Below are 23,449 nucleotides of genomic sequence, written 5' to 3'. Positions count from 1 at the left end.
GCCTATATGGCGGATAGCGGCCGGAATTACCAGTGTGCGCACGTGTCAGAGCGACCTGCGTCCACTTGGACGCACAAAGTACGCTCTGACACTTTGAACCCGCGCAATGTGCTTTCCGAAAATCGATTCCGATTTTCGGGCCGATGCGACTACGCCACCGCGAAGACGCCAAGCATGACCAGCAGGAAGATGATCAGCACGATGCCGATGAGAATGCGGGCGCCGGTGGCGGCGGCTCCGGCCAATGCCGGCATGCCGAGCAGGCTGGCCGCGGCCGCGATAATCAGAAGAATCACGATCCATTTGATCATGGGAAAATCCCTCGCAGCCGACGGTTGTGGACGACTACCAACGCGGTTACGACGTCCCCGGTTCCCCTGGGGCCGGTCGCCTGCCTAGAGCGCCGGCACGTCCCAGACCTCGCCGGGACGCAGGGCGCGAAAGCGTTCTTGCGGGACACCCTGATCGTCGAGGGCCTCGCCCAGCTTTCTTGCCGGCTCGTCGATCGGCTCGTTGGTGAGCCGGAACGTGCCCCAATGGCAGCCGGCGGCATAGGCGGCGTTGCACAACAGCATGCCTTGCACCGCCTCCTCCGGGTTCTGGTGGTGTGGCTCCATGAACCAGCGCGGCTCGTAGGCGCCGATCGGCAGGATAGCGAGGCGGAAGCCGCCGTGCCTTTCGGCCATCAGCCGGTAGTTGATGCCATCGTGGAAACCGGTGTCGCCGGCAAAATAGATTTTTCCGCCCGGCGTCTCAACCACAAAACCCGCCCACAGCGCCATGCGCCGGTCGCGGGTGCCGCGCGCCGACCAGTGGTGCACCGGCTCGACATGGACGGCGACGTCCTTGCCGATCTCGACCCGCTCGCCCCAGTCATGCGCGGAAAGCCGCATGCCGGGAACGCCAGCGTCGATGATGGCGTCGTTGCCGAGCGGCGTCAGCACCAACGGGTCGTGCCTTGTCTTCAGCCGCTTCAGCGTGGCGAGGTCGAGGTGATCGTAGTGGTTGTGGCTGACCAACACGAGGTCGATCTGCGGCAGGTTGGAAAACGCGATGCCCGGCGGATTGACCCGTTTCGGCCCGGCAAAGGGAAGCGGCGAGGCGCGCTGCGACCAGACCGGGTCGGTAAGGATGTTCAGGCCGGCTGTCTGGATGAGAAGCGAGGAGTGGCCGACCATGGTCATCCTTAGCCCGGAGCCGTCGATCCGCTTGGCCGGGGTCGTCTGATGAAACGGGCTCGGATCTGCCGTCGGCCATTTCGAGCGCTCGCCGCCCAGCTGCCACTTCAAAAGATCGGAAAAGCGGGCAGGCGGCTTGCCGTCGGGATTGAAGAACAAGGTGCCGTCGAAATGATCGCTGGGCGGCCCGCTATAGTAGCGGTTGGCCGCCCTTTTCCTCGCAGCCAAGATTTCGCCTCCGGCAAGGTTCGGTTTCATCAGAGATAGGACCGAAGCGGGCTGGCGCAAGCATTTGGCGGCCGGACGCCAGGGGGCAGGCCTGTCCAGGCAAACCGCTGCGCAGTCTCGGGTCAGACCCCTATGGCAGGCTTTCGGGCGGCACGCATTTGTGGCAAAGTTGCAACAGGTGCCGCCGCAAATGCTCTTTTAACCATATAGGGTTGAAATTTTGCCACCTTCTCCGTCTTGGTAGAGGGGATATTGTGCGGACGGCAGCCCGGCCGGATCCGACGGAGGTTTGAAATGGATTTTTCGAAAACCGGTTTGCTGGCCGTATCGCTGGCCGCGCTCTTTGCGAGCGGCTGTTCAACGTCACGGTTCTCGTCGATGGACCAGCAGCCGGCGCCGCTGCAAGCCGCGCCCTCCGGCAAGGTGACCGCAAACCAGCTGCCGCCGCCGGCGTCGCCCGGCACCGCCGACCCGTCGAAATTTCCGACGGCGCCGCAAGGCACGCTAAACCCCCAGGTCGCCTCGCTGCCGCCGGACGGAACGGCTCCGGCTGGAGCCCCGGATCTTACCGCAAGCAGCGTCGCCGGCGTGTGGAAGGCCAGCGTGTCCGGCCAGAGCTGCCAGGTGGCGACGCCGCAGACCAAATTCGGCTCCGGCTATCGGGCTGGACCGCTGCATTGCCCGGCACCGATCGACGGCATCAAATCCTGGAATGTCGCCGGCAAGCAGTTGACGCTGTACGACGAGAATGGCGGCACGCTGGCACGGCTCTATTCCTCGGGCGGAGAGAAATTCGACGGCCAGACTTCCAACGGCCTGCCGATCTCGCTTACAAGAGGCTGATCCGCTCGCCCTTATTGTTTTTACGCGATTCCGGGCCGAAAACCGCTACACGCTTTTCCCGGAATTGCTCTCTTTTGTTTTTACGCAATTCCGGACAGAAAACCGCTACACACTTTTCCCGGAATTGCTCTCTTTTGTTTTTACGCAATTCCGGACAGAAAACCGCTACACACTTTTCTTGGAATTGCTCCGGAACGACGTGACCGATGCATCTGCGTGACGGCCTACAGACCCATGCGACCGTCCGGCAGCGCTACGACCATCTGGTTGTGTCAGGCCTGATCGACCGCGATCGGGCGCAGGAGCGGATCGTCGCGGCACTCGACCGGCTGATCGACGAGATTTCGGCAAAACGGCTGGCGCACAAATCGAGCGCGCTGGGCTGGCTGTTCGCTCGCAAGCGCGAGACGCGCGAGGCCGTCAAGGGCCTCTATATCCACGGCGGCGTCGGCCGCGGCAAGACCATGCTGATGGACATGTTCTTCGAGCTGGTGCCGGTCCGGCGCAAGCGTCGTGTGCATTTCAACGACTTCATGGCCGATGTGCAGGACCGCATCCAGAAGCACCGGCAGGCGCGTAAAGAGGGCACCGTCAGGGAAGACGACCCGATCGCGCCGGTGGCCCGCGCGTTGGCCGAGGAAGCCTGGGTGCTGTGCTTCGACGAGTTTTCCGTCACCGACATCGCAGATGCGATGATCCTGTCGCGGCTGTTCTCGGCGCTGTTTGCCAATGGCGTCGTGCTGGTCGCCACGTCCAATGTCGCGCCGCAGGATCTCTACGGCGACGGCTTGAATCGCAAGCTTTTCCTGCCCTTCATCGGCATCCTGGAGCGGCATGCGCAGGTGATTGCCCTCGATGCCGACAAGGACTATCGGCTGGACAAGCTCAGCCGCCTGCCGGTCTATGTCACCCCTGCCGATGCCGCCGCCGATGCTGTCCTCGACGAGGCCTGGAACGTGATGACGCATGGCAGGCCGACGCAGGCAGCGGCCCTGACGGTAAAGGGCCGGCAGGTCCTCGTGCCGCGCGCCGCCGGCGACGCGGCGCGGTTTTCCTTTGCCGATCTCTGCGAAAACCCGCTCGGTGCCCGCGATTTCCTGGCGATTGCCGGCCGCTTCTCGACGGTCTTTATCGATCATGTGCCGGTGCTTGGAGAAGGCATGCGCAACGAGGCGAAGCGCTTCATCCTGCTGATCGACACGCTCTACGACCATCATGTGCGGCTGGTGGTGAGCGCCGCCGCACCGCCAGCGCAGCTTTATACGGCCAAGCGCGGCAACGAGGTCTTCGAGTTCGAGCGCACCGCGTCGCGGCTGATCGAGATGCAGAGCCACGAATGGCTGGAAGGCTGGGTGGGGAGGCAGAAGGCGCGTGTGGTGCCTGTGGAGGCGAGGCAGGCGCAGGCCTGAACCTCGTTTCGTAGCGTTCCGCCACACCCCCCTCTGTCCTGCCGGCGCCTAGAGTCGATAAACATACATCACGAAATCCTCCGCCGGCCCGTGCGGCTCCTTCCGCGCCTCATAAAGCGAGCGCGCCGAGACATTGTGCGGCTCGGTGCCGACCCAAGCCTCCTCGCAGCCATGCTCCCGGCCGAGCTCAAACATGGCGTCGAGCATCTTCGTCGCTATGCCCTGGCGCTGGAAGGCCGGTGCCACGCCGACTTCGTCGATGTAGAGTTCGCTCACCTTGTCGGGGTGGCGGTGGATGACGGCCGCGCATTGGCCGACGACTATGCCATCGGCCAATGCCACGATCATGAAATGACCTGATGAGGCGAGATAGGCGGCAAGCCGATCCAGCCTGATTGGTTCATCGAACACATCTTCGGCGACCCGCATCACAAGGGCGTCATCGCCGGGAAATAGCCTTCTTATTTTCATCTTCATTGCGTAACTTTCCCAAGTCGGCTCAATTCTTTTGACGTTTACGTAAATCCCAACCCATCTAACCGATTGAAAAATCTCGCTCCAAAATAACCGTTTGAATATTTTATGCGTCGGGGCTATTGGGTGCGGCGATCTTCGCGGCTTCCCCGCGGCATTCCGGTCTCCTTCCTCGACGCCGTCACCCAATTTCGTTAAGGGATTTGGACGCTGTCACAGTCTAAAGGGAAAACATCCTGACATGGCACGCAACAAGATAGCGCTCATCGGCTCGGGCATGATCGGCGGCACGCTAGCCCACATGATCGGTCTCAAGGATCTCGGCGACGTTGTGCTGTTCGATATCGCCGAGGGCATCCCGCAAGGCAAAGGGCTGGATATCGCGCAGTCGTCCCCGGTCGATGGCTTCGATTCCAGGCTGACCGGCGTCAACGATTATGCCGGCATCGAGGGCGCCGACGTCTGCATCGTCACCGCCGGCGTGCCGCGCAAGCCCGGCATGAGCCGCGACGACCTTCTCGGCATCAATCTGAAGGTCATGGAACAGGTTGGCGCGGGTCTCAAGAAATACGCGCCGAAAGCCTTCGTCATCTGCATCACCAACCCGCTCGACGCCATGGTCTGGGCGCTGCAGAAGTTCTCCGGCTTGCCGAAGAGCCATGTCGTCGGCATGGCCGGCGTGCTCGACAGTTCGCGCTTTCGCTATTTCCTGGCCGAGGAATTCAAGGTGTCGGTCGAGGATGTCACCGCCTTCGTGCTCGGCGGCCATGGCGATTCCATGGTGCCGATGATCCGCTATTCGACGGTCGCCGGCATCCCGCTGCCCGACCTCATCAAGATGGGCTGGACCTCGAAGGAAAAGCTCGATCAGATCGTGCAACGCACCCGCGACGGCGGCGCCGAGATCGTCGGCCTGCTCAAGACCGGCTCGGCCTTCTACGCACCGGCCGCCTCGGCAATCGCCATGGCCGAAGCCTATCTCAAGGACAAGAAGCGCGTGCTGCCCTGTGCTGCGCATCTCTCCGGCCAGTATGGTGTCAAGAACACCTATGTCGGTGTGCCGGTGGTGATCGGCGCCGGCGGCGTCGAACGCATCATCGAGATCGAGCTCAGCAAGCCAGAGCAGAAGATGTTCGACAATTCGGTGGCGGCGGTGCAGGGCCTGTGCGAGGCCTGCGTCAAGATCGCTCCGCATCTCGCCGCCAAGTGATCTCGCAGCAAGTGATCCGTCAGTAGTGATCTGGAGACAACGCGCATGAACATCCATGAATATCAGGGCAAGGCGCTGCTGAAGGGCTTTGGCGCACCGGTGGCCGAAGGCGTGCCGGTGTTTAGGGAAAGCGAGGCGGAAGCCGCTGCCAAGGCGCTGCCCGGCCCGCTCTATGTGGTCAAGAGCCAGATCCATGCCGGCGGCCGCGGCAAGGGCAAGTTTAGGGAACTCGGCCCCGACGCCAAGGGTGGTGTGCGGCTGGCGAAGTCGGTGGCCGAAGTGGTCGCCAATGCCAAGGAAATGCTTGGCAACACGCTGGTCACCAAGCAGACCGGCCCGGCGGGCAAGCAGGTCAACCGCCTCTACATCGAGGACGGCGCCGACATCGAGCGCGAGCTCTATCTGTCGCTGCTGGTCGATCGCTCCGTCGGCCGCATCGCTTTCGTCGTTTCGACCGAGGGCGGCATGGACATCGAGGCGGTCGCCCACGACACGCCGGAAAAGATCATCACCGTCGCCATCGACCCGGAAAAAGGCATAACGGCGGATGATCTGAAAGAACTCAACGGCGCGCTGAAGCTCGACGGCGATGCCGCCAAGGACGGCGAGACGCTGTTCCCGATTCTCTACAAAGCCTTCGTCGAGAAGGACATGAGCCTGCTCGAGGTCAACCCGCTGATCGTCATGAGAAACGGCCGGCTGCGCGTGCTCGACGCAAAAGTGTCGTTCGACAACAACGCGCTGTTTCGCCATCCCGACGTGATGGAGCTGCGCGACATTACCGAAGAGGACGAGAAGGAGATCGAGGCGTCGAAATACGACCTCGCCTATGTCGCGCTCGACGGCAATATCGGCTGCATGGTCAATGGTGCCGGCCTCGCCATGGCGACGATGGATATCATCAAGCTCTATGGCGCCGAGCCGGCCAACTTCCTCGACGTCGGCGGCGGCGCGTCGAAGGAGAAGGTGACTGCGGCGTTCAAGATCATCACCAAGGACCCGGCGGTCGAAGGCATTCTGATCAACATTTTTGGCGGCATCATGAAGTGCGACATCATCGCCGAGGGTGTGATCGCCGCCGTCAAGGAAGTCGGGCTGCAGGTGCCGCTGGTGGTGCGGCTCGAAGGCACCAATGCCGAGCTCGGCAAGAAGATCATCAACGACAGCGGGCTCAACGTCGTCTCGGCCGACGACCTCGACGACGCGGCGAAGAAGATCGTGGCGGCGGTGAAGGGCTGATCTGGTGCCTCCGCGCAAGATAAACCTGGTCGAAGCGGCGGATCAGAAGATCAAAAAGGTCTTCGATCCGCACATCGCCGGCGACGTCAACGATGCCCAGGTCAAGATCGCCAAGTTCGGTGACGTCTTCGACTGGCATGCGCATGACAACGAGGACGAAGCGTTCCTGGTGCTGCGCGGCCGCATCGCCATCGATTTCCGCGACGGCACGGTGGAGCTTGGCAGCGGCGAGTTCATCGTCGTGCCGCGCGCCGTCGAGCACCGGCCGCGCTCGCTGAGCGAGGAGCCGGTGGTGCTGATGTTCGAGCCGGCGACGACGCTCAACACCGGCAACGCCAAGAGCGACCTCACCGTCGCCGATCTCAAGCGGCTTTAGGGAGCTTGTGCGAGGAAGAGAAATGAAGAACATCACGCTGGCGGTTGATGATCAGGTTCTGGAGCAGGTCAAGCTGACGGCCGCTGAACAGGGAACGACCGTCGACGCCTTGGTGCGGGAGTTTTTCGCGACGGTGGCCGCGAAGCGTCGTGCCAAGGACGAGGCACGGGTAGCCCTGCTGAGGCTTGCTTGCGAGACTTCAGGCGACATGGGCGGCAAGAATTGGAACCGGGAAGCTCTCTATGACCGCTGAGTGCTGCCTCGATACGAACATGCTCGTCTATGCCATCGGACACGATTCCAAGCGCGCGGATTATGGCGCAATCATCGCAGCCGCCGAGCGCCTTGGCGTCAAGACACTTTACACCGAAGACCTCAACTTACACCGAAGACCTCAACCACGGGCAGGCCTACGGCTCCGTGGTCGCCATCAACCCCTTCCGCACTCACTGATCAGGTCGCAAAAAAATGTCCATTCTCGTCGACAAGAACACCAAGGTGCTCGTGCAGGGCCTGACCGGCAAGACCGGCACGTTCCATACCGAACAGGCGCTGGCCTATCACGGGACAAAAATGGTCGGCGGCATCCATCCCAAGAAGGGCGGCGAAACGTGGACCGGCGCCAAGGGCGAGAGCCTGCCGATCTTTTCCACCGTCGCTGAAGGCAAGGCGAAGACCGGCGCCAATGCGTCTGTCGTCTATGTGCCGCCGGCGGGCGCCGCCGAGGCGATCCTGGAAGCGATCGAAGCCGAGATCCCGCTGATCATCTGCATCACCGAGGGCATCCCGGTGATCGACATGATCAAGGTCAAGGCGCGGCTCGACCGCTCGACATCGCGGCTGATCGGTCCCAACTGCCCCGGCGTCCTGACCCCCAACGAATGCAAGATCGGCATCATGCCGGGCAACATCTTCCGCAAGGGCTCGGTCGGCGTTGTTTCCCGCTCGGGAACGCTTACCTATGAGGCAGTGTTCCAGACCACCAATGTCGGCCTCGGCCAGACCACCGCCGTCGGCATCGGTGGCGATCCCGTCAAAGGCACGGAGTTCATCGATGTGCTGGAGATGTTCCTCGCCGACGACGAGACCCAGTCGATCATCATGATCGGCGAGATCGGCGGCTCGGCCGAGGAAGACGCCGCGCAGTTCCTCAAGGACGAAGCCAAGCGTGGCCGCAAAAAGCCGATGGCCGGTTTCATCGCCGGGCGCACGGCTCCGGCCGGCCGCACCATGGGTCACGCGGGCGCGGTCATCTCCGGCGGCAAGGGTGGCGCCGAGGACAAGATCGCGGCGATGGAATCGGCTGGAATAAAGGTTTCGCCGTCGCCGGCCCGGCTCGGCACGACGCTGGTCGAGGCGATCAAGGGTTAAGGGAGTAAGGGAGTAGGGCAGTAGGGCAAAGGACCAGCGGCAAAAATGCCCTATTCCCTTACTCCCCTACTCCCCTCCCAAAAACAGGAGACGGAGCCAGGCTCCGCGGAAAAAATGGCAAGACAAGATCAGGCCAACGACCAGTTTTCGCTTACCTCTTTCCTCTATGGCGGCAATGCCGACTATATCGACGCGCTCTACGCCGCCTATGAGGACGATCCCGCTTCGGTCGACCCCGAATGGCAGGATTTCTTCGCGGCGCTGAAGGACGACGCCGGCGATGTCCGCAAGAATGCCAAGGGCGCCTCATGGGCCAAGCCCTCATGGCCGCTGCAGGCCAATGGCGAACTGGTGTCGGCGCTCGACGGCGATTGGGGCATCGTCGAGAAGCACATCGAGAAGAAGGTCCAGAACAAGGCGGTGATGAACGGAGTCACCCTGTCCGACGCCGACGTGCATCAGGCGACGCGCGATTCAGTGCGCGCCATCATGATGATCCGCGCCTACCGCATGCGTGGCCATTTGCACGCCAATCTCGACCCGCTCGGCATCGCCAAGCTCGAGGATTACAACGAGCTGTCGCCGGAAAATTACGGCTTCACCGCCGCCGACTACGACCGCCCGATCTTCCTCGACAATGTGCTCGGGCTCGAATTCGGCACCATCCGGCAGATGCTCGACATCCTGACCCGCACCTATTGCTCGACGCTCGGCGTCGAGTTCATGCATATTTCCGATCCCGAGGAGAAGGCCTGGATCCAGGCGCGCATCGAGGGCACCGACAAGGAGATCTCCTTCACCGCCGCCGGCAAGAAGGCGATCCTGCAGAAGCTGGTCGAGGCCGAAGGCTTCGAGCAGTTCATCGACGTCAAGTACAAGGGCACCAAGCGCTTCGGCCTCGACGGCGCCGAGGCGCTGATCCCGGCGCTGGAGCAGATCGTCAAGCGCGGCGGCCAGCTCGGCATGAAGGAGATCGTGCTCGGCATGGCGCATCGCGGCCGGCTGAACGTGCTCTCCCAAGTGATGGCCAAGCCGCATCGCGCCATCTTCCACGAGTTCAAGGGCGGCTCGGCCGCTCCCGACGAGGTCGAGGGCTCGGGCGACGTGAAGTACCATCTCGGTGCTTCGTCGGACCGGGAGTTCGACGGCAACAAGGTGCACCTGTCGCTGACCGCCAATCCCTCGCATCTGGAAATCGTCGATCCGGTGGTGATGGGCAAGGCGCGGGCCAAGCAGGACTCTCTGTTCGGCCGCAGCCGCGAGGAGATCGTGCCGCTGGAAGAGCGCGCCAAGGTGCTGCCGCTGCTCCTGCACGGCGACGCGGCCTTTGCCGGCCAGGGCGTGATTGCCGAAATCCTCGGCTTGTCGGGGCTGCGCGGCCACCGCGTCGCCGGCACGCTGCACTTCATCATCAACAACCAGATCGGCTTCACCACCAACCCGCGCTTCTCGCGCTCGTCGCCCTATCCATCGGATGTCGCCAAGATGATCGAGGCGCCGATCTTCCACGTCAATGGCGACGATCCGGAAGCCGTGGTCCATGCCACCAAGGTGGCGATCGAATTCCGCATGAGGTTCCACAAGCCTGTCGTGGTCGACATGTTTTGCTACCGCCGCTTCGGCCACAATGAGGGCGACGAACCGGCCTTCACCCAGCCGATCATGTATCGCAACATCCGCAACCATAAGACGACGGTGCAGATCTATGCCGACCGGCTGATCGCCGAAGGTCATATCAGCCAGGCCGAATTCGACAGGCTGAAGGCCGACTGGCGGGCACATCTCGAGCAGGAATTCGAGGTCGGCCAGCATTACAAGCCCAACAAGGCCGACTGGCTGGATGGCGCCTGGTCGGGCCTGCGCACAGCCGACAACCAGGACGAACAGCGGCGCGGCAAGACCGCCGTGCCGGTCAAGACGCTGAAGGAAATAGGCAAGAAGCTGACCGAGGTGCCGAAGGATTTCGAGGCGCACAAGACGATCCTGCGCTTTCTCGAGAATCGCCGCCAGGCGATCGAGTCGGGCGAAGGCATCGACTGGTCGACGGCCGAGGCGCTGGCTTTCGGCGCGATCCTGCTCGACGGCAATCCGGTCCGGCTGTCCGGACAGGATTCGGAGCGCGGCACGTTCTCGCAACGTCACTCCGTGCTCTACGACCAGCGCGACGAGACACGCTACATCCCGCTCAACAATCTGTCGGCGGCGCAGGCCGGCTTCGAGGTCATCAACTCGATGCTGTCGGAAGAGGCCGTGCTCGGCTTCGAATACGGCTACAGCCTGGCCGAGCCGAAGGCGCTGACGCTTTGGGAAGCGCAGTTCGGCGATTTCGCCAACGGCGCCCAGGTGGTATTCGACCAGTTCATCTCGTCGGGCGAGCGTAAGTGGCTCAGAATGTCGGGCCTCGTCTGCCTGCTGCCGCATGGCTATGAAGGCCAGGGGCCGGAGCATTCGTCGGCCAGGCTCGAGCGCTTCCTGCAGCTTTGCGCCGAAGACAACATGCAAGTGGCCTACTGCACGACGCCGGCCAACTACTTCCACATCCTGCGCCGGCAGTTGAAGCGGGATTTCCGCAAGCCGCTGATCCTGATGACGCCGAAGTCGCTGCTGCGCCACAAGCGGGCGGTGTCGACGCTGCCGGAGATGTCGGGCGAAAGCGCGTTCCACCGGCTGTTGTGGGACGATGCCCAGCAGCTCCCCGGCCAGGCGATCAAGCTCACCAAGGATTCGAAGATTCGCCGCGTCGTGCTCTGCTCGGGCAAGGTCTATTACGACCTCTACGAGGAGCGCGAGAAGCGCGGCATCAACGACATCTACCTGCTGCGCGTCGAACAGCTGTATCCGTTCCCGGCCAAGGCGCTGATCACCGAACTGTCACGCTTCCGCAACGCCGAGATGGTTTGGTGCCAGGAGGAGCCCAAGAATATGGGCGCCTGGTCGTTCATCGATCCCTATCTGGAATGGGTGCTGGCGCATATCGACGCCAAGCACCAGCGGGTGCGCTATACCGGCCGGCCGGCCGCGGCTTCGCCGGCGACCGGGCTGATGTCGAAGCATCTCGCCCAGCTTGCCGCCTTGCTCGAAGACGCGCTCGGTGAATAGAACAGAGTTCGGCGAATAGAACAGAACCGACAGAAAACGGACAGGCACAATGGCTACCGAAATCCGCGTCCCCACTCTTGGCGAATCCGTCACCGAGGCGACCATCGGCAAATGGTTCAAGAAGGTGGGCGACGCGATCGCCACCGATGAGCCGCTGGTCGAGCTCGAAACCGACAAGGTAACGGTCGAAGTGCCGGCCGCGGCCGCAGGAACGCTCAGCGAGATCGCCGTCAAGGAAGGCGAGACGGTCGAAGTCGGCGCTTTGCTCGGCATGATTTCGGCGGGCAACGGGGCAAAAGCGGCAGCACCCGCACCCGCGAAGGCGTCAACGTCCGAACCGAAGCAGGACGCGGTATCGCAGGCCTCGGCGCCGACCGCCGCATCCACCGTCAAGCAAGCCGCGGCCGAGACCGCCAAGATCGCCGGCGATGCCGGGCCGATCGAGGCGCGCGCGATGCCGCCGGCGCCAGCGGCGGCGAAGCTGCTCGCCGAGAGCAATCTCGCGGTCGACCAGATCTCGGGTTCCGGCAAGCGCGGCCAGGTGCTTAAGGGCGACGTGCTCGACGCGATCGCCAGGGGCGCTCCGTCGCAGCCGGCCGAGACGCCGAAGGCGCCTGCGCCGGTCGCCGCCCGTGCCCCGTCCTCCGCCGACGACGCGTCGCGCGAAGAGCGGGTGCGCATGACCAAGCTGCGGCAGACCATCGCGCGCCGCCTCAAGGAAGCGCAGTCGACCGCCGCCATGCTGACCACCTTCAACGAGGTGGACATGAGCGCGGTGATGGCGCTCAGGACCAAATACAAGGACGTGTTCGAGAAGAAGCACGGCGTGAAGCTGGGCTTCATGGGCTTCTTCACCAAGGCCGTCACCCATGCGCTGAAGGAAATCCCTTCGGTCAATGCCGAGATCGACGGCACCGACATCATCTTCAAGAACTACGCCCATATCGGCGTCGCCGTCGGCACCGAAAAAGGCCTCGTCGTGCCGGTGGTGCGCGATGCCGACCAGATGGGAATAGCCGAGATCGAGAAGGAGATCGGCCGGCTGGGCGTCGCCGCGCGTGACGGCAAGCTTTCCGTGGCGGACATGCAAGGAGGCACGTTCACGATTTCCAACGGCGGCGTTTACGGGTCGCTGATGTCGACGCCGATCCTCAACGCGCCGCAGTCGGGCATTCTGGGCATGCACAAGATCCAGGAGCGGCCGGTGGTGGTCGGCGGCCAGATCGTGATCCGGCCGATGATGTATCTGGCGCTCTCCTACGATCACCGCATCGTCGACGGCAAGGAAGCGGTGACCTTCCTGGTGCGGGTCAAGGAAAGCCTGGAGGATCCGGAACGGCTGGTGCTCGATCTCTAGAGCCGGTCGAGGTGAGCCGGAGAATGGATCTGCGCCACCGAATGAGTTCCTCTCGTTTGCACTCCGGAATGTTTTTCACGCTGTGCGCGGCCGGCGTTGCGCAGACGGGATCGGCAGCCTTTGCCGCATGCCCGCTCGAACTCGCCGTCTATGGCGATGCCGAAAGTGCGGCCGAGATCGATTTCAGGCCGACCGGGGGATCGGCTGTCGTCACCAACACGTTCAAGATGGTGCTCGACAACGGCGTCGTGCTCGACGGCATCGTCATGTGGACGCAAGTCGTGGCGCGGCCGCATGGCTCGCTGATGTACAAATGCCCGACAGGCGACGTCACCGGCGACGAACTCGCCGCCTGCACCCTGTGGGAGGGGGTCGTCTACAGCGCTGACGACAAGGGCAACATCGCTCTGCTGCCGGCCGAAGGGGTAGATGCTCCGGCGAAACTCATCTTTCCCGACCTCGGACCGTCGCTGCGGATGTCGACCGCCTATGGCGCCAACGGGTTTTCAAAGGTGCCGTGGGATGTTTTTTCGTTGAAGGGCTGTCAGGAATGAGCGTGTCCAAAAAAATGCTGCCGGTGACCGGCGGCGGCCGCTAATCCCAGCCAAGGCTGAGTGCCAGACCAGAAGGACAAATCATGGCTTATGACGTCGTTATCATCGGATCGGGACCAGGCGGCTATGTCTGCGCCATCAAGGCGGCACAGCTCGGCTTGAAAACGGCGGTGGTCGAGAAGAACCCGACCTTCGGCGGCACTTGCCTCAATATCGGCTGCATCCCGTCCAAGGCGCTGCTGCATGCCTCCGAGATATTTTCTGAGGCCGGCCATTCCTTCGATACGTTGGGCGTCGAAATCAGCGCGCCAAAGCTCAACCTGGAAAAGATGATGGCGCACAAGGACGCGACGGTGGCGTCCAATGTCAACGGCGTCGCCTTCCTGTTCAAGAAGAACAAGATCGACAGCTTTCGCGGCACCGGCAAGGTCCTGTCCGCGGGAAGAGTGTCGGTGACCGGCGAGGACGGCAAGGTCGAGGAGATCGAGACCAGGAACATCGTCATCGCCACCGGCTCCGACGTCGCCGGCATTCCCGGTGTCAAGGTCGACATCGACGAGAAGGTAATCATGTCGTCGACCGGCGCGTTGTCGCTGGGCAAGGTGCCGGGCCACCTGGTGGTGGTCGGCGGCGGCGTCATCGGGCTGGAGCTCGGCTCGGTATGGGCGCGGCTCGGCGCCAAGGTGACCGTCGTCGAGTTCCTCGACACCATACTGGGCGGCATGGACGGCGAGGTCGCCAAACAGTTCCAGCGCATGCTGTCCAAGCAAGGCATAGAATTCAGGCTTGGCGCCAAGGTGACGGGTGTCGCCAAGGCCAAGAAGGGCGCCAGCGTCACCTTCGAGCCGGTCAAAGGCGGTGCGGCCGAGACCATCGAGGCGGACGCGGTGCTGATCGCGACGGGACGCCGGGCCTATTCGGACAGCCTCGGGTTGAAGGAGGCCGGGGTCGAGGTCGACGAGCGCGGCCGGGTCAAGACCGACGGCCATCTCACCACCAATGTCCCTGGCATCTACGCCATCGGCGACGTCATCGCCGGGCCCATGCTCGCCCACAAGGCCGAGGACGAGGGCGTGGCGGTGGCCGAGATCATTGCCGGCCAGGCCGGCCATGTGAATTATGAGGTGATCCCGAACGTCGTCTACACCAGTCCGGAAATCGCCTCGGTTGGCAAGACAGAGGAAGAGTTGAAGAAGGCCGGCATCGATTACAAGGCCGGCAAGTTTCCGTTCAGCGCCAATGGCCGGGCGCGCGCCATGCTGCATACCGACGGCTTCGTGAAGATCCTGGCTGAAAAGCAGAGCGACCGCGTGCTCGGCGTCCACATCGTCGGCTTCGGCGCCGGCGAGATGATCCACGAGGCGGCGGTGCTGATGGAGTTCGGCGGCTCGTCGGAAGATCTTGCCCGCACCTGCCACGCCCACCCGACGATGTCGGAAGCGGTGAAGGAAGCGGCGCTGGCGACCTTCTTCAAGCCGATCCATATGTAGGCCTTCCTCACCGTCGGCATCCATTTGGCGGCTCAAAGCAAAACGGCCCGCTTTTCAGCGGGCCGTTCGTATTTGAAGTCAGCAGGCGATCACTGCGGGGCTGGTGCTGGCGCCGGAGCAGGTGCTGGCTCCGCAGGTGCCGGAGCAGGTGCTGGCGCCGGAGCAGGCGCTGGTTCTGCAGGCGCCGGGGCAGGTGCTGGCTCTGCAGGGGCCGGAGCAGGCGTCGGCTCAGCGGGCGCTGGCGCCGGCGTGGTGGCGGCCGGCGGTTCGGCAGGCGCTGGCTCTTCACCGCTTCTTCCAAAAACATAGTAAGCGACAATAGCCAAAATAACGACAACCAGGGCAATCAGCCAGCCGGTGCTGCCGCCACCCGACTTGGGAGGGGGTGTCGGAGTGGTGTACGGGTCGTTTGGATTCGCCATAAAGTGTCCTCCGTGGATGAAAAGTATCAATCAACACACATCAACGCGCAATCGTTGAACAGGTTTCACGCTAGGGATCGAAAACGCCGAAAACAGGGCATTCTTCGCCGCGAATCGTTTGTCTGCAAGCACTTTACTCACAAAACTCGCGGCTATCGAGCCAAATTAAACCTTTCGACCGTCCTGTGCCGGGACAAGCCTCCCGTGATTCGGCAAAGGCATCGGCCCGAATCACGCCTTGCCGGGCCCGCAACTCAACCGTGCAACTAGTCGACGGCAGTGACAGTGTAGCCGGCCTTGCGGAAATCCTCGACCAGACCCTCCGCGCCCGGGAGGTGCAAGGCGCCGACCGCCATGAAAGCGTTGCCCTTGGCGAGGATCGGCCCGGCATGATCGATCATCACCTTGTTGCGGCGGGTGATCATGGTTTCCTCGAAGGCGGCATAGCCCGCCGAATCGTCTTCGCCGCCCGGCAGGACGGCACGAAACAGCGGCCAGAGCATGCCGATGTCGCCGCGCTGGTAAAGCACGATCATGGTTTCGTTGACGTCGTTCACCTTGTCGCCGAGCTTCAGCGTGTCGACGAGGCCCTTCATATGAAACGAAAGCGGCAGCGAGGCCATGGCGCGAAGCTGGTCGGCGACGGTCTCCAACCCATCGACGGCCTTGCCTGAGGCTTTGGCGTCCTCTGCAAGCTTGATGTCGAGCACCGGCGTGCCGCCGGCCTGGCGGGCCAGTTCACAGGCCGGGAGCGCGACCATGGTCGACAGCATCCACGGCTTCATCTTGGCGACGCTCGCCGGTGGAATGCTGCGCGCGTCGAGCGCCTTGTTCACCGCCGCCGCATCGTCCGGCGACAGCAGCGAGGACAGCGTGGTGCTGTCGGTGAACATCATCAGCTCCGGCTCTTTCAGGAACGCCGCCATCATCTTCTGCTTATCGAGCACCTCCGTTGTCTCGATGACGACAGTGTCGGCGGCGTCAAGGGCCTTTTGCGCGGCGGGCGGCAGCGTGGTCACGCGCGGGTCGGTCATGTGCATGGTGCCGAACAGGAAGGACGGTCTTTCACCCGCCTTTTCCAGTTTCCACAACAGGCCCTTGCCGTTCGGTGTCGCGGCCGCTTCCGTCTCGATCTTGCGGTAGGCGGCCGGGTCGTCCTTCTGCAAGGCCGACAGCATGTCGGCGCCGGCGCAGACCGGGGTTTCAGCGCGCGCCTTGCCGGCGGCGAGCAGCGCGACGACCAGGAAAGAGAGGAAAAACAGGACGTTCAGCGCCACGAGCAGCTTCAACGAAGCAAAGGCCGTGCGCTCGGCTATGGCAATGACGCGTTTCATGGCTCGCTTTTTAGAGACAAAGAACGGCGAAACGGTTAACCGGCGCGGCAAAATTGTCTCGGACTTGGTCCACGGCTCATATGCTGGCTGCAACTTTGCGAAATCATGCCTCGGTTATGCCCGCGGATGGGCCGTTTCATAGATTTCGAGCAGCCTCGCGGTGTCGACGCCGGTATAGATCTGCGTCGTCGACAGGCTGGCGTGGCCCAAAAGTTCCTGGATGGTGCGCAGGTCGCCGCCGCGCCCAAGCAGATGTGTGGCGAAGGAATGGCGCAACGCATGCGGCGTGGCGGTGTCCGGCAGATTGAGCGCCGAGCGCAGCTTGGCCATGTCGCGCTGGACAATGGCCGGGTTGAGCGGCCCGCCGCGGGCGCCGCGAAACAGCAGGCCCTTCGGATCGAGATGATAGGGGCAGAGCTGCCGGTATTGGGCGATCGCCCGCAGTGCGATCGGCAGCACCGGCACCAGCCGCGTCTTGCCGCCCTTGCCGGAGACGCGCAGCACCGCTTCATCAGGCGACGACAGATCGGCGCCAGACAGGCCGAGCGCCTCGGAAATGCGCAGGCCCGAGCCGTAGAGCAGCGTCAGCACGGCGGCGTTGCGGGCGGCCATCCACGGTTCCTCCGCCAGTTGGCCTTCTACCGAAACGGCGTGTTTCGCATCGCTAGCCGTCAGTGGCTTGGGCAGCGACTTCGGCTGCCGTGGCGCGCGCAGTGCCGCAGCACCCGCCGCATTGACGAGGCCGCGCCGCTCCAGATAGCGCAGCAGCGAGCGGATGCCGGCCAGCCCCCGCCCGATCGTGCGCGCGCCGGCGCCTCCGGCGCGGCGGGTGGCGAGAAAGCCGCGCAGATCGGCCGGGCGCAGATCGGCGATATCCGCAATGCCGGGCGAGCCGCCGCAATGGCCGGTCAGGAACTGCAGGAACTGGCGCGTGTCGCGTTCATAGGCTTCCACGGTTTCCGGCGACAGCCGGCGTTCGCGCGCCAGCATCTTCAGCCAGCTTTCACGGGCCGCCTGAAGGTCTGGTTTGGCCGGGACGATGAATTCCTGCATTGCGCTCTTCCGATTCCGTTCTTCCAATTCTGGGCCATCTTCCGGCAGCCGGGTTAGGAAGCGGTGAAGAGCCGCGTCATTGAAATGACAAGAGGCTGGAGCTAGAGCAAGGCAAAGGAACCACCGATGACCAAACCGCAAAACCCCGTCCAGATGGCCGTGATCGGCGCCGCCCACGGCATCAAGGGCGAATTGCGCGTGAAAACCTTTACCGGCGATCCGTTGGCGCTGGCCGATTACGGGCCGCTCTATGCCAGGGACGGCCGCACCTTCCAGATTGTTGACATCAGGCCGGCCAACAACGTCGTGGTGGTGCGTTTCAAGGGCATCAGCGACCGCAATGCCGCCGAGGCGCTCGCCGGCACAGAATTGTTCGTCGACCGCTCGATGCTGCCTGACGGCGAAGAGGACGAATTCTATCATGCCGATCTCGTCGGGCTGGCGGTCCGGGACGATACCGGTGCTGACATCGGCAAGGTCGTCGCCGTGCATAATTTCGGCGGTGGCGACATTCTCGACGTGACATTGGCGGGGCGCAAAGGCGTGCTGATCCCGTTCACCCAGGCCGCCGTTCCTGACGTGTCGATCAAAGACGGCTTCGTCCGTATCGATCCAGCGGCCGCGGGCTTGACCGATGACGAAGACGGCGACGAACCCGGCCGCGACGGTTTCGACCCGAAGGGCAGGCCGCGCGGGCCGAAGGACGCCGGGGGCAACCGGTGAGTTTTTCCGCCTCGGTGCTGACGCTCTATCCGGAGATGTTTCCCGGCGCGCTCGGCGTGTCGCTGGCCGGCAGGGCGCTGGAGGCCGGCACATGGTCGCTGGAAGCAATCCAGATCCGCGATTTCGCCAGCGACCGCCATCGCACCGTCGACGACACGCCGGCCGGCGGCGGCGCCGGTATGGTGATGCGCGCCGATGTGCTAGCCAAGGCGATCGACCATATCTCGCCGGCGGGCGATTCGCGGCCGCGCCTGCTGATGAGTCCGCGTGGAAAACCGCTGACGCAGGTGCGCGTACGCGAACTGGCCGCCGGGCCGGGTGTCGTCATCGTCTGCGGACGCTTCGAAGGCGTCGACCAGCGGGTGATTGACACGCGGGGGCTGGAGGAGATCTCGATCGGCGACTTCATCCTTTCCGGCGGCGAGCCGGCAGCGCTGGTGCTGCTCGACGCCGTGGTGCGGCTGTTGCCCGGCGTGATGGGTAACGTCGTGTCGGGCGATGAGGAAAGCTTTGAAAACGGCCTGCTCGAACATCCGCACTACACGCGGCCGCAGGAATTCGAGGGCCGGCAAATCCCCAAGGTTCTCACCTCGGGCAATCACAAGAAGATCGCCGCATGGCGGCGCGCCGAGTCGGAAAGGCTGACCAGGGAAAGGCGGCCGGACCTGCTGGCCGCTCACCCCTTGGTGAAATAGTAAAAGGCCAGGAACACGCCGACCCCAACGACGAAGCCGCGCACGGCAATTTGCGGCACGCGCCTGGCGATCCAGACGCCGGCATAGCCGCCCAGCGCGCCGCCCGGTATCATGACGATCGCCTGCCGCCAGGCGATGATATCGCCCGAGATGAAGACCAGGATGGCTACTGCCGCGATGACCACGGCCAGCATGTTCTTCAGCGCGTTCAGTCGGTGATAGTCTCCGGGCAGGGTGAGGCCGAGCGTCGCCAGCATCATGACGCCCATGCCGGCGCCGAAGAAGCCGCCATAGACGGCGGTCGCGAATTGCGCCAGGGAACCGACCAGCGAACTAACCGCGGCCTCATGCCCCGGCTTGGGCGCCGGCTTTAGCCACGGCCCGGCGGCGAACAGCGCGGTCGCCGCCAGCAGCAGCCATGGCACCAGGACGCGGAACGACGGATTGTCGAGCGCCAGAAGGATGAGCGCGCCGGCCAGTGCGCCGAAAGCCGAGATCAGGCCGAGCAGCAATGCGGCGCGCCAGAAATGTTTGATGTCGGACCAGTATGCTAGCGTCGAGGTGATGTAGCCGAGAAGCTGTGTCACCGACGAGGTGGCGTTGGCGACGATCGGCGGCAAGCCGACCAGCGACATGGCGCCGAAGGTTATGAACGTCCCGCCGCCGGCTATGGCGTTGACGACACCTGAGAGAAAGCCCGCGAAAAAGAGCAGGGCCGCATCGAGAACTGGCATGGAAGGTGTTGCCGCCGGAGGAAAGTCACATTTTACCCGGCTTAAGAAGCTTGGGCCTTCGACGCAACCCCTGCGCTGAAAGATTGCAATGTCGGCCAATGACCAAAAAAGACACGGCGAAGGCGTGACAAAGCGTCGAAATAGCTGTATGTGCCCGCCGAACCGGAAGAAGAATCTGCCGGACCCGTCAACAATGACGGTGTAGTCGCCCCTGCCCGATGTTCCCGACAGATGTTCTCGAACAAAGGGCGTAGCCGAGCGGTCGATGGAACTGCAAGGCGAGTGTCGGACGCTCTGACTGTCGGAAGAACAAGAAGTGGATTTTTGAGATGGATATTCTCCGTCAGCTCGAGGCCGAACAGGCCGCCAAGATCGAAGCCAAGCGCAAGCTTCCCGAATTCCAGCCCGGCGACACAGTGCGTGTCCAGGTCCGCGTGACCGAAGGCACCCGCACCCGCGTCCAGGCTTATGAGGGCGTCGTCATCGCCCGCGCCGGCGCCGGTTTCCAGGAGAATTTCACCGTTCGCAAGATTTCTTACGGCGAAGGCGTGGAGCGCGTGTTCCCGGTCTTTTCGCCGATGGTCGAAGGCGTCGAGATCGTGCGCCGCGGCAAGGTGCGCCGCGCCAAGCTCTATTACCTGCGCGATCGCCGCGGCAAGTCGGCCCGCATTTCGGAAAACACCGGCGTGCGCGCCCGCAAGCTGAACGATGATGAGCGCGATGCGCTGAACGCCGAAAAGGCCCGCATCGAGGCCGAGAAGGTGGCCGCCGCCCAGGCGCTGGCCGCCGAGAAGGCTGCGCAGGACGCCGCCGAGAAGAAGGCCGCCGACGAGGCCGCTAAGGCCGAGGAAGCCGCTGCCGCCGAATAAGCGTCTTCAACAATCATGTTTTGGAAAAGGCGGCTTCGGCCGCCTTTTTTGTCGTGCGGAATGGTTCGATTTTGCCGGGCCGCGTCGGTGCGCAATCGAAACGGATCGTTCCGTAACGCCCTGAAAGCATGGAATCCATTTCGCGCGAGGCCGCATCAAGCCGTCTTGCAAGCCGCCTGCGGAAAGCTAAAGTCGGCGCCGGATTTCCTGCAGGCCTCGACAATGTCGAGGCCGTTCAAATTCTCGGGGTGTACCATGATCAAATCGAAACTGCTGTTGGCCGGCCTGTTGGCTCTGGTTTTTGCACCTGTCGCCGCCCTGGCGCAGGCGCTGCCCGATCTCGGCGGCAAGAAAGTGGTGGTGGTGACGGAAAACGCCTATCCGCCGCTGCAATTCATCGATGCCAAGACCGGCAAGCAGATCGGCTGGGAATATGACGCCATGGACGAGATCGCCAAGCGGCTGAATTTCCAGGTCGAGTACCAGAACACCTCCTGGGACGCGATGATCCAGGCGGTCTCCGACAACCAGTACAACATCGGCATGACCGGCATCACCATCAAGGACGATCGCAAGCAGAAGGTCGATTTCTCCGACCCCTATATGCGCTCGGAACAGTTCATGCTGGTGCGCGGCGACGAGAAGCGCTTCACCGACGCCAAGAGCTTCGGCGCCTTCAAGGACGGGCTGATCGGCGCGCAAGCCGGCACCACGCCCTTCTACACCGCCGTGTACAGCGTCCTGGACGGCAATGAGCAGAACCCACGCATAAAACTGTTCGAGACGTTCGGCGCGACGGTGCAGGCGCTGAAGACCGGCGACGTCGATGTCGTTTTGACCGACGGCACTGCCGGCAAAGGCTATGTCGAGGCGTCCAATGGCGGGCTGAAGCTGATCGGCGGCCCGCTCGGCACCGAGGATTTCGGCTTTATTTTCCCGAAAGGCTCGGATCTGGTGAAACCGGTCAATGCGGCGATCGCCGCACTGAAGGCCGACGGCACGCTCGACGCGCTCAACAAGAAATGGTTCCTTGACTACAAGATGGGGCAGTAGGACTTTTGTCGCGGGTACCGGGTGATGCGTGGGAACTCGCGCTGACTTTGCGCCCGTGCACCCCCCTCTGTCCTACCGGACTGTCCGGTAGGACAGAGGGGGGTGGCTTGGCTCGACGTTGGTTCGTCGGCGCGCCTTGATGGCAACGCCCGCATCCTCCACCGCCAAATCCGACTTCCCGTGGTGGCTCGCCGTGGCCGCGGCGCTCGCTCTGGCAGCCGCTATCTTCATCGCCGCAAGCGACCTCTATGCCCAGGTTTTCGCGACCGTCGCCAAGGGCATCGGCGTCACAGTCTTCGTCACAGTGGTCGCTTTCGCGCTGGCCTCGGCAATCGGGCTCGGCATTGCGCTGATGGGGCTGTCGGGGTCGCGCTGGCTGCGCCAGATCGCTCGCTTCTATGTCGAGATCATTCGCGGCGTGCCGATGCTGGTGCTGTTGTTCTGGATCGCCTTCGCCGGCGCACCGGCCTTCGTCGCGGGATGGAACGCGCTGACGGCGCCGCTGCAAAGCGCCGGGCTGTTCGGCGAGCTAATGATACGCGACGTGTCGTTACTGTGGCGCGCGATCATGGCGCTGACAATCGGCTACTCGGCCTTCATCTCGGAGGTCTTCCGCGCCGGCATCCAGGCGGTCGAGAAGGGCCAGATCGAGGCGGCGAAGGCGCTGGGGCTGACGCGCACGCAGCGTTTTCGGCTGATCGTCTTTCCGCAGGCGATCCGCACCATCCTGCCGCCGCTCGGCAATGATTTCGTGGCGATGGTCAAGGATTCCTCGCTGGTCTCGGTGCTCGGCGTCGCCGACATCACCCAGATGGGCAAGATCTACGCCGCCGGCTCGTTCCGCTTCTTCGAGACCTATTCGATCGTCGCCTATATCTATCTCATCCTGACGGTCGGCCTGTCGCTGGCCTTGCGGGCGCTGGAGAAGCGGCTGCGCCGCCAGGATGAGCAATAGCCGGCAGGCGAGGACGGCACTACCATTGCGGCCAGTATGTTTTGGAGGATCAGATCCATGATCATCGACAAGGCCAATGCGGCGCTGGATGCGGTCTATACGGCCGATACGCCGGAAGCACTGGCGCAAGCCTATGCCGCATGGGCGGCGACCTATGACAGCGAAACGGCGTCGCTCGGTTATCTCCTGCCGTTCCTGATCGCCGCCTGGGTGGCGCGCCATGTGCCGTCAGGCGAGGGGCCGCTGCTCGACGCTGGCTGCGGCACCGGCCTGTCGGGACCGTCGCTCAAGGCGCTGGGCTATCATGACATCGCCGGGCTCGACCTGTCGGCTGAAATGCTTGACATCGCCGGCAGTCGGCAGGCCTACAGCGAGCTGAAACAGGTGATGCTCGGCGGTCCGCTGCCCTGGCCGGACGGGTACTTTCGCGGGTTCTTCTCGACCGGCGTGTTCACCATCAGCCATGCACCGGCCTCCGGCCTGCACGAACTGGTGCGCATCACCAGGAAGGGCGGCCACGCCATCTTCACCGTTCGCGACCAGGTTTTTGCGAGCGGCGGGTTTCAGGCGACGTTCGACGAACTGGAGCAGGCGAAAAAATGGCGGCCGGTCGAGGAAAGCCCGTGGTTCCGCTGCTATGCGATCGCAGAGCCCGAGGCGCTGGTGAAGACATTTGTGTTCGAGGTGGTTTGAGCAGCGCCTTCTTCCTTCTCCCACAACAAGGGGAGAAGGGGAAGCCGCGCCACACCTGCGGATTGCCGAAATCGGCAAAGATTGATAAGA

The 23,449-nt window shown here is 63.3% G+C and carries 24 protein-coding genes; 18 read left to right on the top strand and 6 right to left on the bottom strand.

Annotated elements, in window-relative coordinates:
- Window positions 1–149: 149 nt before the first annotated feature.
- Window positions 150–311: a DUF1328 family protein gene (locus NMG70_RS29825; RefSeq protein ID WP_128175373.1), complete on the bottom strand. Its 162-nt coding sequence runs from the start codon at window positions 309–311 to the stop codon at window positions 150–152.
- An 84-nt stretch (window positions 312–395) separates the two neighbouring features.
- Window positions 396–1,406: an MBL fold metallo-hydrolase gene (locus NMG70_RS29820; protein WP_254027799.1), complete on the bottom strand. Its 1,011-nt coding sequence runs from the start codon at window positions 1,404–1,406 to the stop codon at window positions 396–398.
- Between the two features lie 294 nt (window positions 1,407–1,700).
- Here NMG70_RS29820 and NMG70_RS29815 point away from each other — a divergent pair, with 294 nt between their 5' ends.
- Window positions 1,701–2,249, top strand: a complete 549-nt coding sequence (locus NMG70_RS29815; RefSeq protein ID WP_254027798.1) for a protease inhibitor Inh/omp19 family protein — start codon at window positions 1,701–1,703, stop codon at window positions 2,247–2,249.
- Window positions 2,250–2,455: 206 nt separating this feature from the next.
- The gene (gene zapE, locus NMG70_RS29810; protein ID WP_254027797.1) at window positions 2,456–3,658 is read left to right on the top strand and encodes a cell division protein ZapE; all 1,203 of its coding nucleotides are present in this window, start codon (window positions 2,456–2,458) and stop codon (window positions 3,656–3,658) included.
- Between the two features lie 48 nt (window positions 3,659–3,706).
- Here zapE and NMG70_RS29805 read toward each other — a convergent pair whose 3' ends face one another.
- On the bottom strand, window positions 3,707–4,135 hold the full coding sequence (locus NMG70_RS29805) for a GNAT family N-acetyltransferase (protein WP_254027796.1): 429 nt from the start codon (window positions 4,133–4,135) through the stop codon (window positions 3,707–3,709).
- Window positions 4,136–4,373: 238 nt separating this feature from the next.
- Here NMG70_RS29805 and mdh point away from each other — a divergent pair, with 238 nt between their 5' ends.
- From mdh to NMG70_RS29755, 10 genes are all read left to right on the top strand, one after another.
- Window positions 4,374–5,342 carry a malate dehydrogenase gene (gene mdh, locus NMG70_RS29800; protein WP_254027795.1) on the top strand — a complete coding sequence of 323 codons (969 nt, stop codon included), beginning with the start codon at window positions 4,374–4,376 and terminating at the stop codon, window positions 5,340–5,342.
- A 45-nt stretch (window positions 5,343–5,387) separates the two neighbouring features.
- Window positions 5,388–6,581 carry an ADP-forming succinate--CoA ligase subunit beta gene (gene sucC / locus NMG70_RS29795; protein ID WP_254027794.1) on the top strand — a complete coding sequence of 398 codons (1,194 nt, stop codon included), beginning with the start codon at window positions 5,388–5,390 and terminating at the stop codon, window positions 6,579–6,581.
- A gap of 4 nt (window positions 6,582–6,585) precedes the next feature.
- Complete coding sequence (locus NMG70_RS29790; RefSeq protein WP_254027793.1) at window positions 6,586–6,957, top strand: cupin domain-containing protein; 372 nt, start codon at window positions 6,586–6,588, stop codon at window positions 6,955–6,957.
- Between the two features lie 22 nt (window positions 6,958–6,979).
- Window positions 6,980–7,210: a hypothetical protein gene (locus NMG70_RS29785; protein ID WP_254027792.1), complete on the top strand. Its 231-nt coding sequence runs from the start codon at window positions 6,980–6,982 to the stop codon at window positions 7,208–7,210.
- A 215-nt stretch (window positions 7,211–7,425) separates the two neighbouring features.
- Window positions 7,426–8,328: a succinate--CoA ligase subunit alpha gene (sucD, locus tag NMG70_RS29780; RefSeq protein ID WP_128285805.1), complete on the top strand. Its 903-nt coding sequence runs from the start codon at window positions 7,426–7,428 to the stop codon at window positions 8,326–8,328.
- Window positions 8,329–8,442: 114 nt separating this feature from the next.
- A complete protein-coding gene (locus NMG70_RS29775) occupies window positions 8,443–11,427 on the top strand; it encodes a 2-oxoglutarate dehydrogenase E1 component (RefSeq protein ID WP_254027791.1) in 2,985 nt (994 codons plus the stop codon).
- Between the two features lie 49 nt (window positions 11,428–11,476).
- Window positions 11,477–12,784: a 2-oxoglutarate dehydrogenase complex dihydrolipoyllysine-residue succinyltransferase gene (gene odhB / locus NMG70_RS29770; protein ID WP_254027790.1), complete on the top strand. Its 1,308-nt coding sequence runs from the start codon at window positions 11,477–11,479 to the stop codon at window positions 12,782–12,784.
- Between the two features lie 68 nt (window positions 12,785–12,852).
- Window positions 12,853–13,338, top strand: coding sequence for a hypothetical protein (locus NMG70_RS29765; RefSeq protein ID WP_254027789.1), 486 nt, complete (start codon window positions 12,853–12,855; stop codon window positions 13,336–13,338).
- A gap of 83 nt (window positions 13,339–13,421) precedes the next feature.
- Complete coding sequence (gene lpdA, locus NMG70_RS29760) at window positions 13,422–14,828, top strand: dihydrolipoyl dehydrogenase (RefSeq protein ID WP_254027788.1); 1,407 nt, start codon at window positions 13,422–13,424, stop codon at window positions 14,826–14,828.
- Window positions 14,829–14,931: 103 nt separating this feature from the next.
- Window positions 14,932–15,150 (top strand): hypothetical protein, encoded by a 219-nt coding sequence (locus tag NMG70_RS29755; protein WP_254027787.1) that lies wholly within the window; start codon window positions 14,932–14,934, stop codon window positions 15,148–15,150.
- A 366-nt stretch (window positions 15,151–15,516) separates the two neighbouring features.
- Here the strand turns inward: NMG70_RS29755 and NMG70_RS29750 are convergent, their stop codons facing one another.
- Window positions 15,517–16,584 carry a TraB/GumN family protein gene (locus NMG70_RS29750; RefSeq protein WP_254027786.1) on the bottom strand — a complete coding sequence of 356 codons (1,068 nt, stop codon included), beginning with the start codon at window positions 16,582–16,584 and terminating at the stop codon, window positions 15,517–15,519.
- Between the two features lie 114 nt (window positions 16,585–16,698).
- Window positions 16,699–17,637, bottom strand: a complete 939-nt coding sequence (locus NMG70_RS29745; RefSeq protein WP_254027785.1) for a tyrosine recombinase XerC — start codon at window positions 17,635–17,637, stop codon at window positions 16,699–16,701.
- A gap of 126 nt (window positions 17,638–17,763) precedes the next feature.
- Here NMG70_RS29745 and rimM point away from each other — a divergent pair, with 126 nt between their 5' ends.
- Both rimM and trmD read left to right on the top strand, forming a co-directional pair.
- Complete coding sequence (rimM, locus tag NMG70_RS29740) at window positions 17,764–18,360, top strand: ribosome maturation factor RimM (protein WP_254027784.1); 597 nt, start codon at window positions 17,764–17,766, stop codon at window positions 18,358–18,360.
- Window positions 18,357–19,055 carry a tRNA (guanosine(37)-N1)-methyltransferase TrmD gene (gene trmD, locus NMG70_RS29735; RefSeq protein ID WP_254027783.1) on the top strand — a complete coding sequence of 233 codons (699 nt, stop codon included), beginning with the start codon at window positions 18,357–18,359 and terminating at the stop codon, window positions 19,053–19,055. Before rimM ends, trmD begins: the two co-directional genes overlap by 4 nt.
- On the opposite strand, the gene NMG70_RS29730 is transcribed toward trmD, so the two are convergent.
- Window positions 19,037–19,789 (bottom strand): sulfite exporter TauE/SafE family protein, encoded by a 753-nt coding sequence (locus tag NMG70_RS29730; protein WP_254027782.1) that lies wholly within the window; start codon window positions 19,787–19,789, stop codon window positions 19,037–19,039. The two genes, trmD and NMG70_RS29730, sit on opposite strands and share 19 nt — an antisense overlap.
- 329 nt (window positions 19,790–20,118) lie before the next feature.
- On the opposite strand from NMG70_RS29730, the gene rplS reads away from it, so the two are divergent.
- The 4 genes from rplS (at window position 20,119) to NMG70_RS29710 (ending at window position 23,359) form a co-directional block, all read left to right on the top strand.
- The gene (gene rplS / locus NMG70_RS29725) at window positions 20,119–20,658 is read left to right on the top strand and encodes a 50S ribosomal protein L19 (protein WP_077380901.1); all 540 of its coding nucleotides are present in this window, start codon (window positions 20,119–20,121) and stop codon (window positions 20,656–20,658) included.
- A gap of 255 nt (window positions 20,659–20,913) precedes the next feature.
- Entirely contained in the window at window positions 20,914–21,711 is a 798-nt protein-coding gene (locus tag NMG70_RS29720) for a transporter substrate-binding domain-containing protein (protein ID WP_254027781.1), read from the top strand.
- A gap of 139 nt (window positions 21,712–21,850) precedes the next feature.
- Window positions 21,851–22,666 (top strand): amino acid ABC transporter permease, encoded by an 816-nt coding sequence (locus tag NMG70_RS29715; RefSeq protein ID WP_254027780.1) that lies wholly within the window; start codon window positions 21,851–21,853, stop codon window positions 22,664–22,666.
- 57 nt (window positions 22,667–22,723) lie between these two features.
- Window positions 22,724–23,359, top strand: a complete 636-nt coding sequence (locus NMG70_RS29710) for a class I SAM-dependent DNA methyltransferase (protein WP_254027779.1) — start codon at window positions 22,724–22,726, stop codon at window positions 23,357–23,359.
- Window positions 23,360–23,449 lie beyond the last annotated feature (90 nt).

Source organism: Mesorhizobium ventifaucium, from assembly GCF_935822925.1.
In the GTDB taxonomy this organism is placed as follows: domain Bacteria; phylum Pseudomonadota; class Alphaproteobacteria; order Rhizobiales; family Rhizobiaceae; genus Mesorhizobium; species Mesorhizobium ventifaucium.
This window is presented reverse-complemented; position numbering and strand designations above follow the sequence as displayed.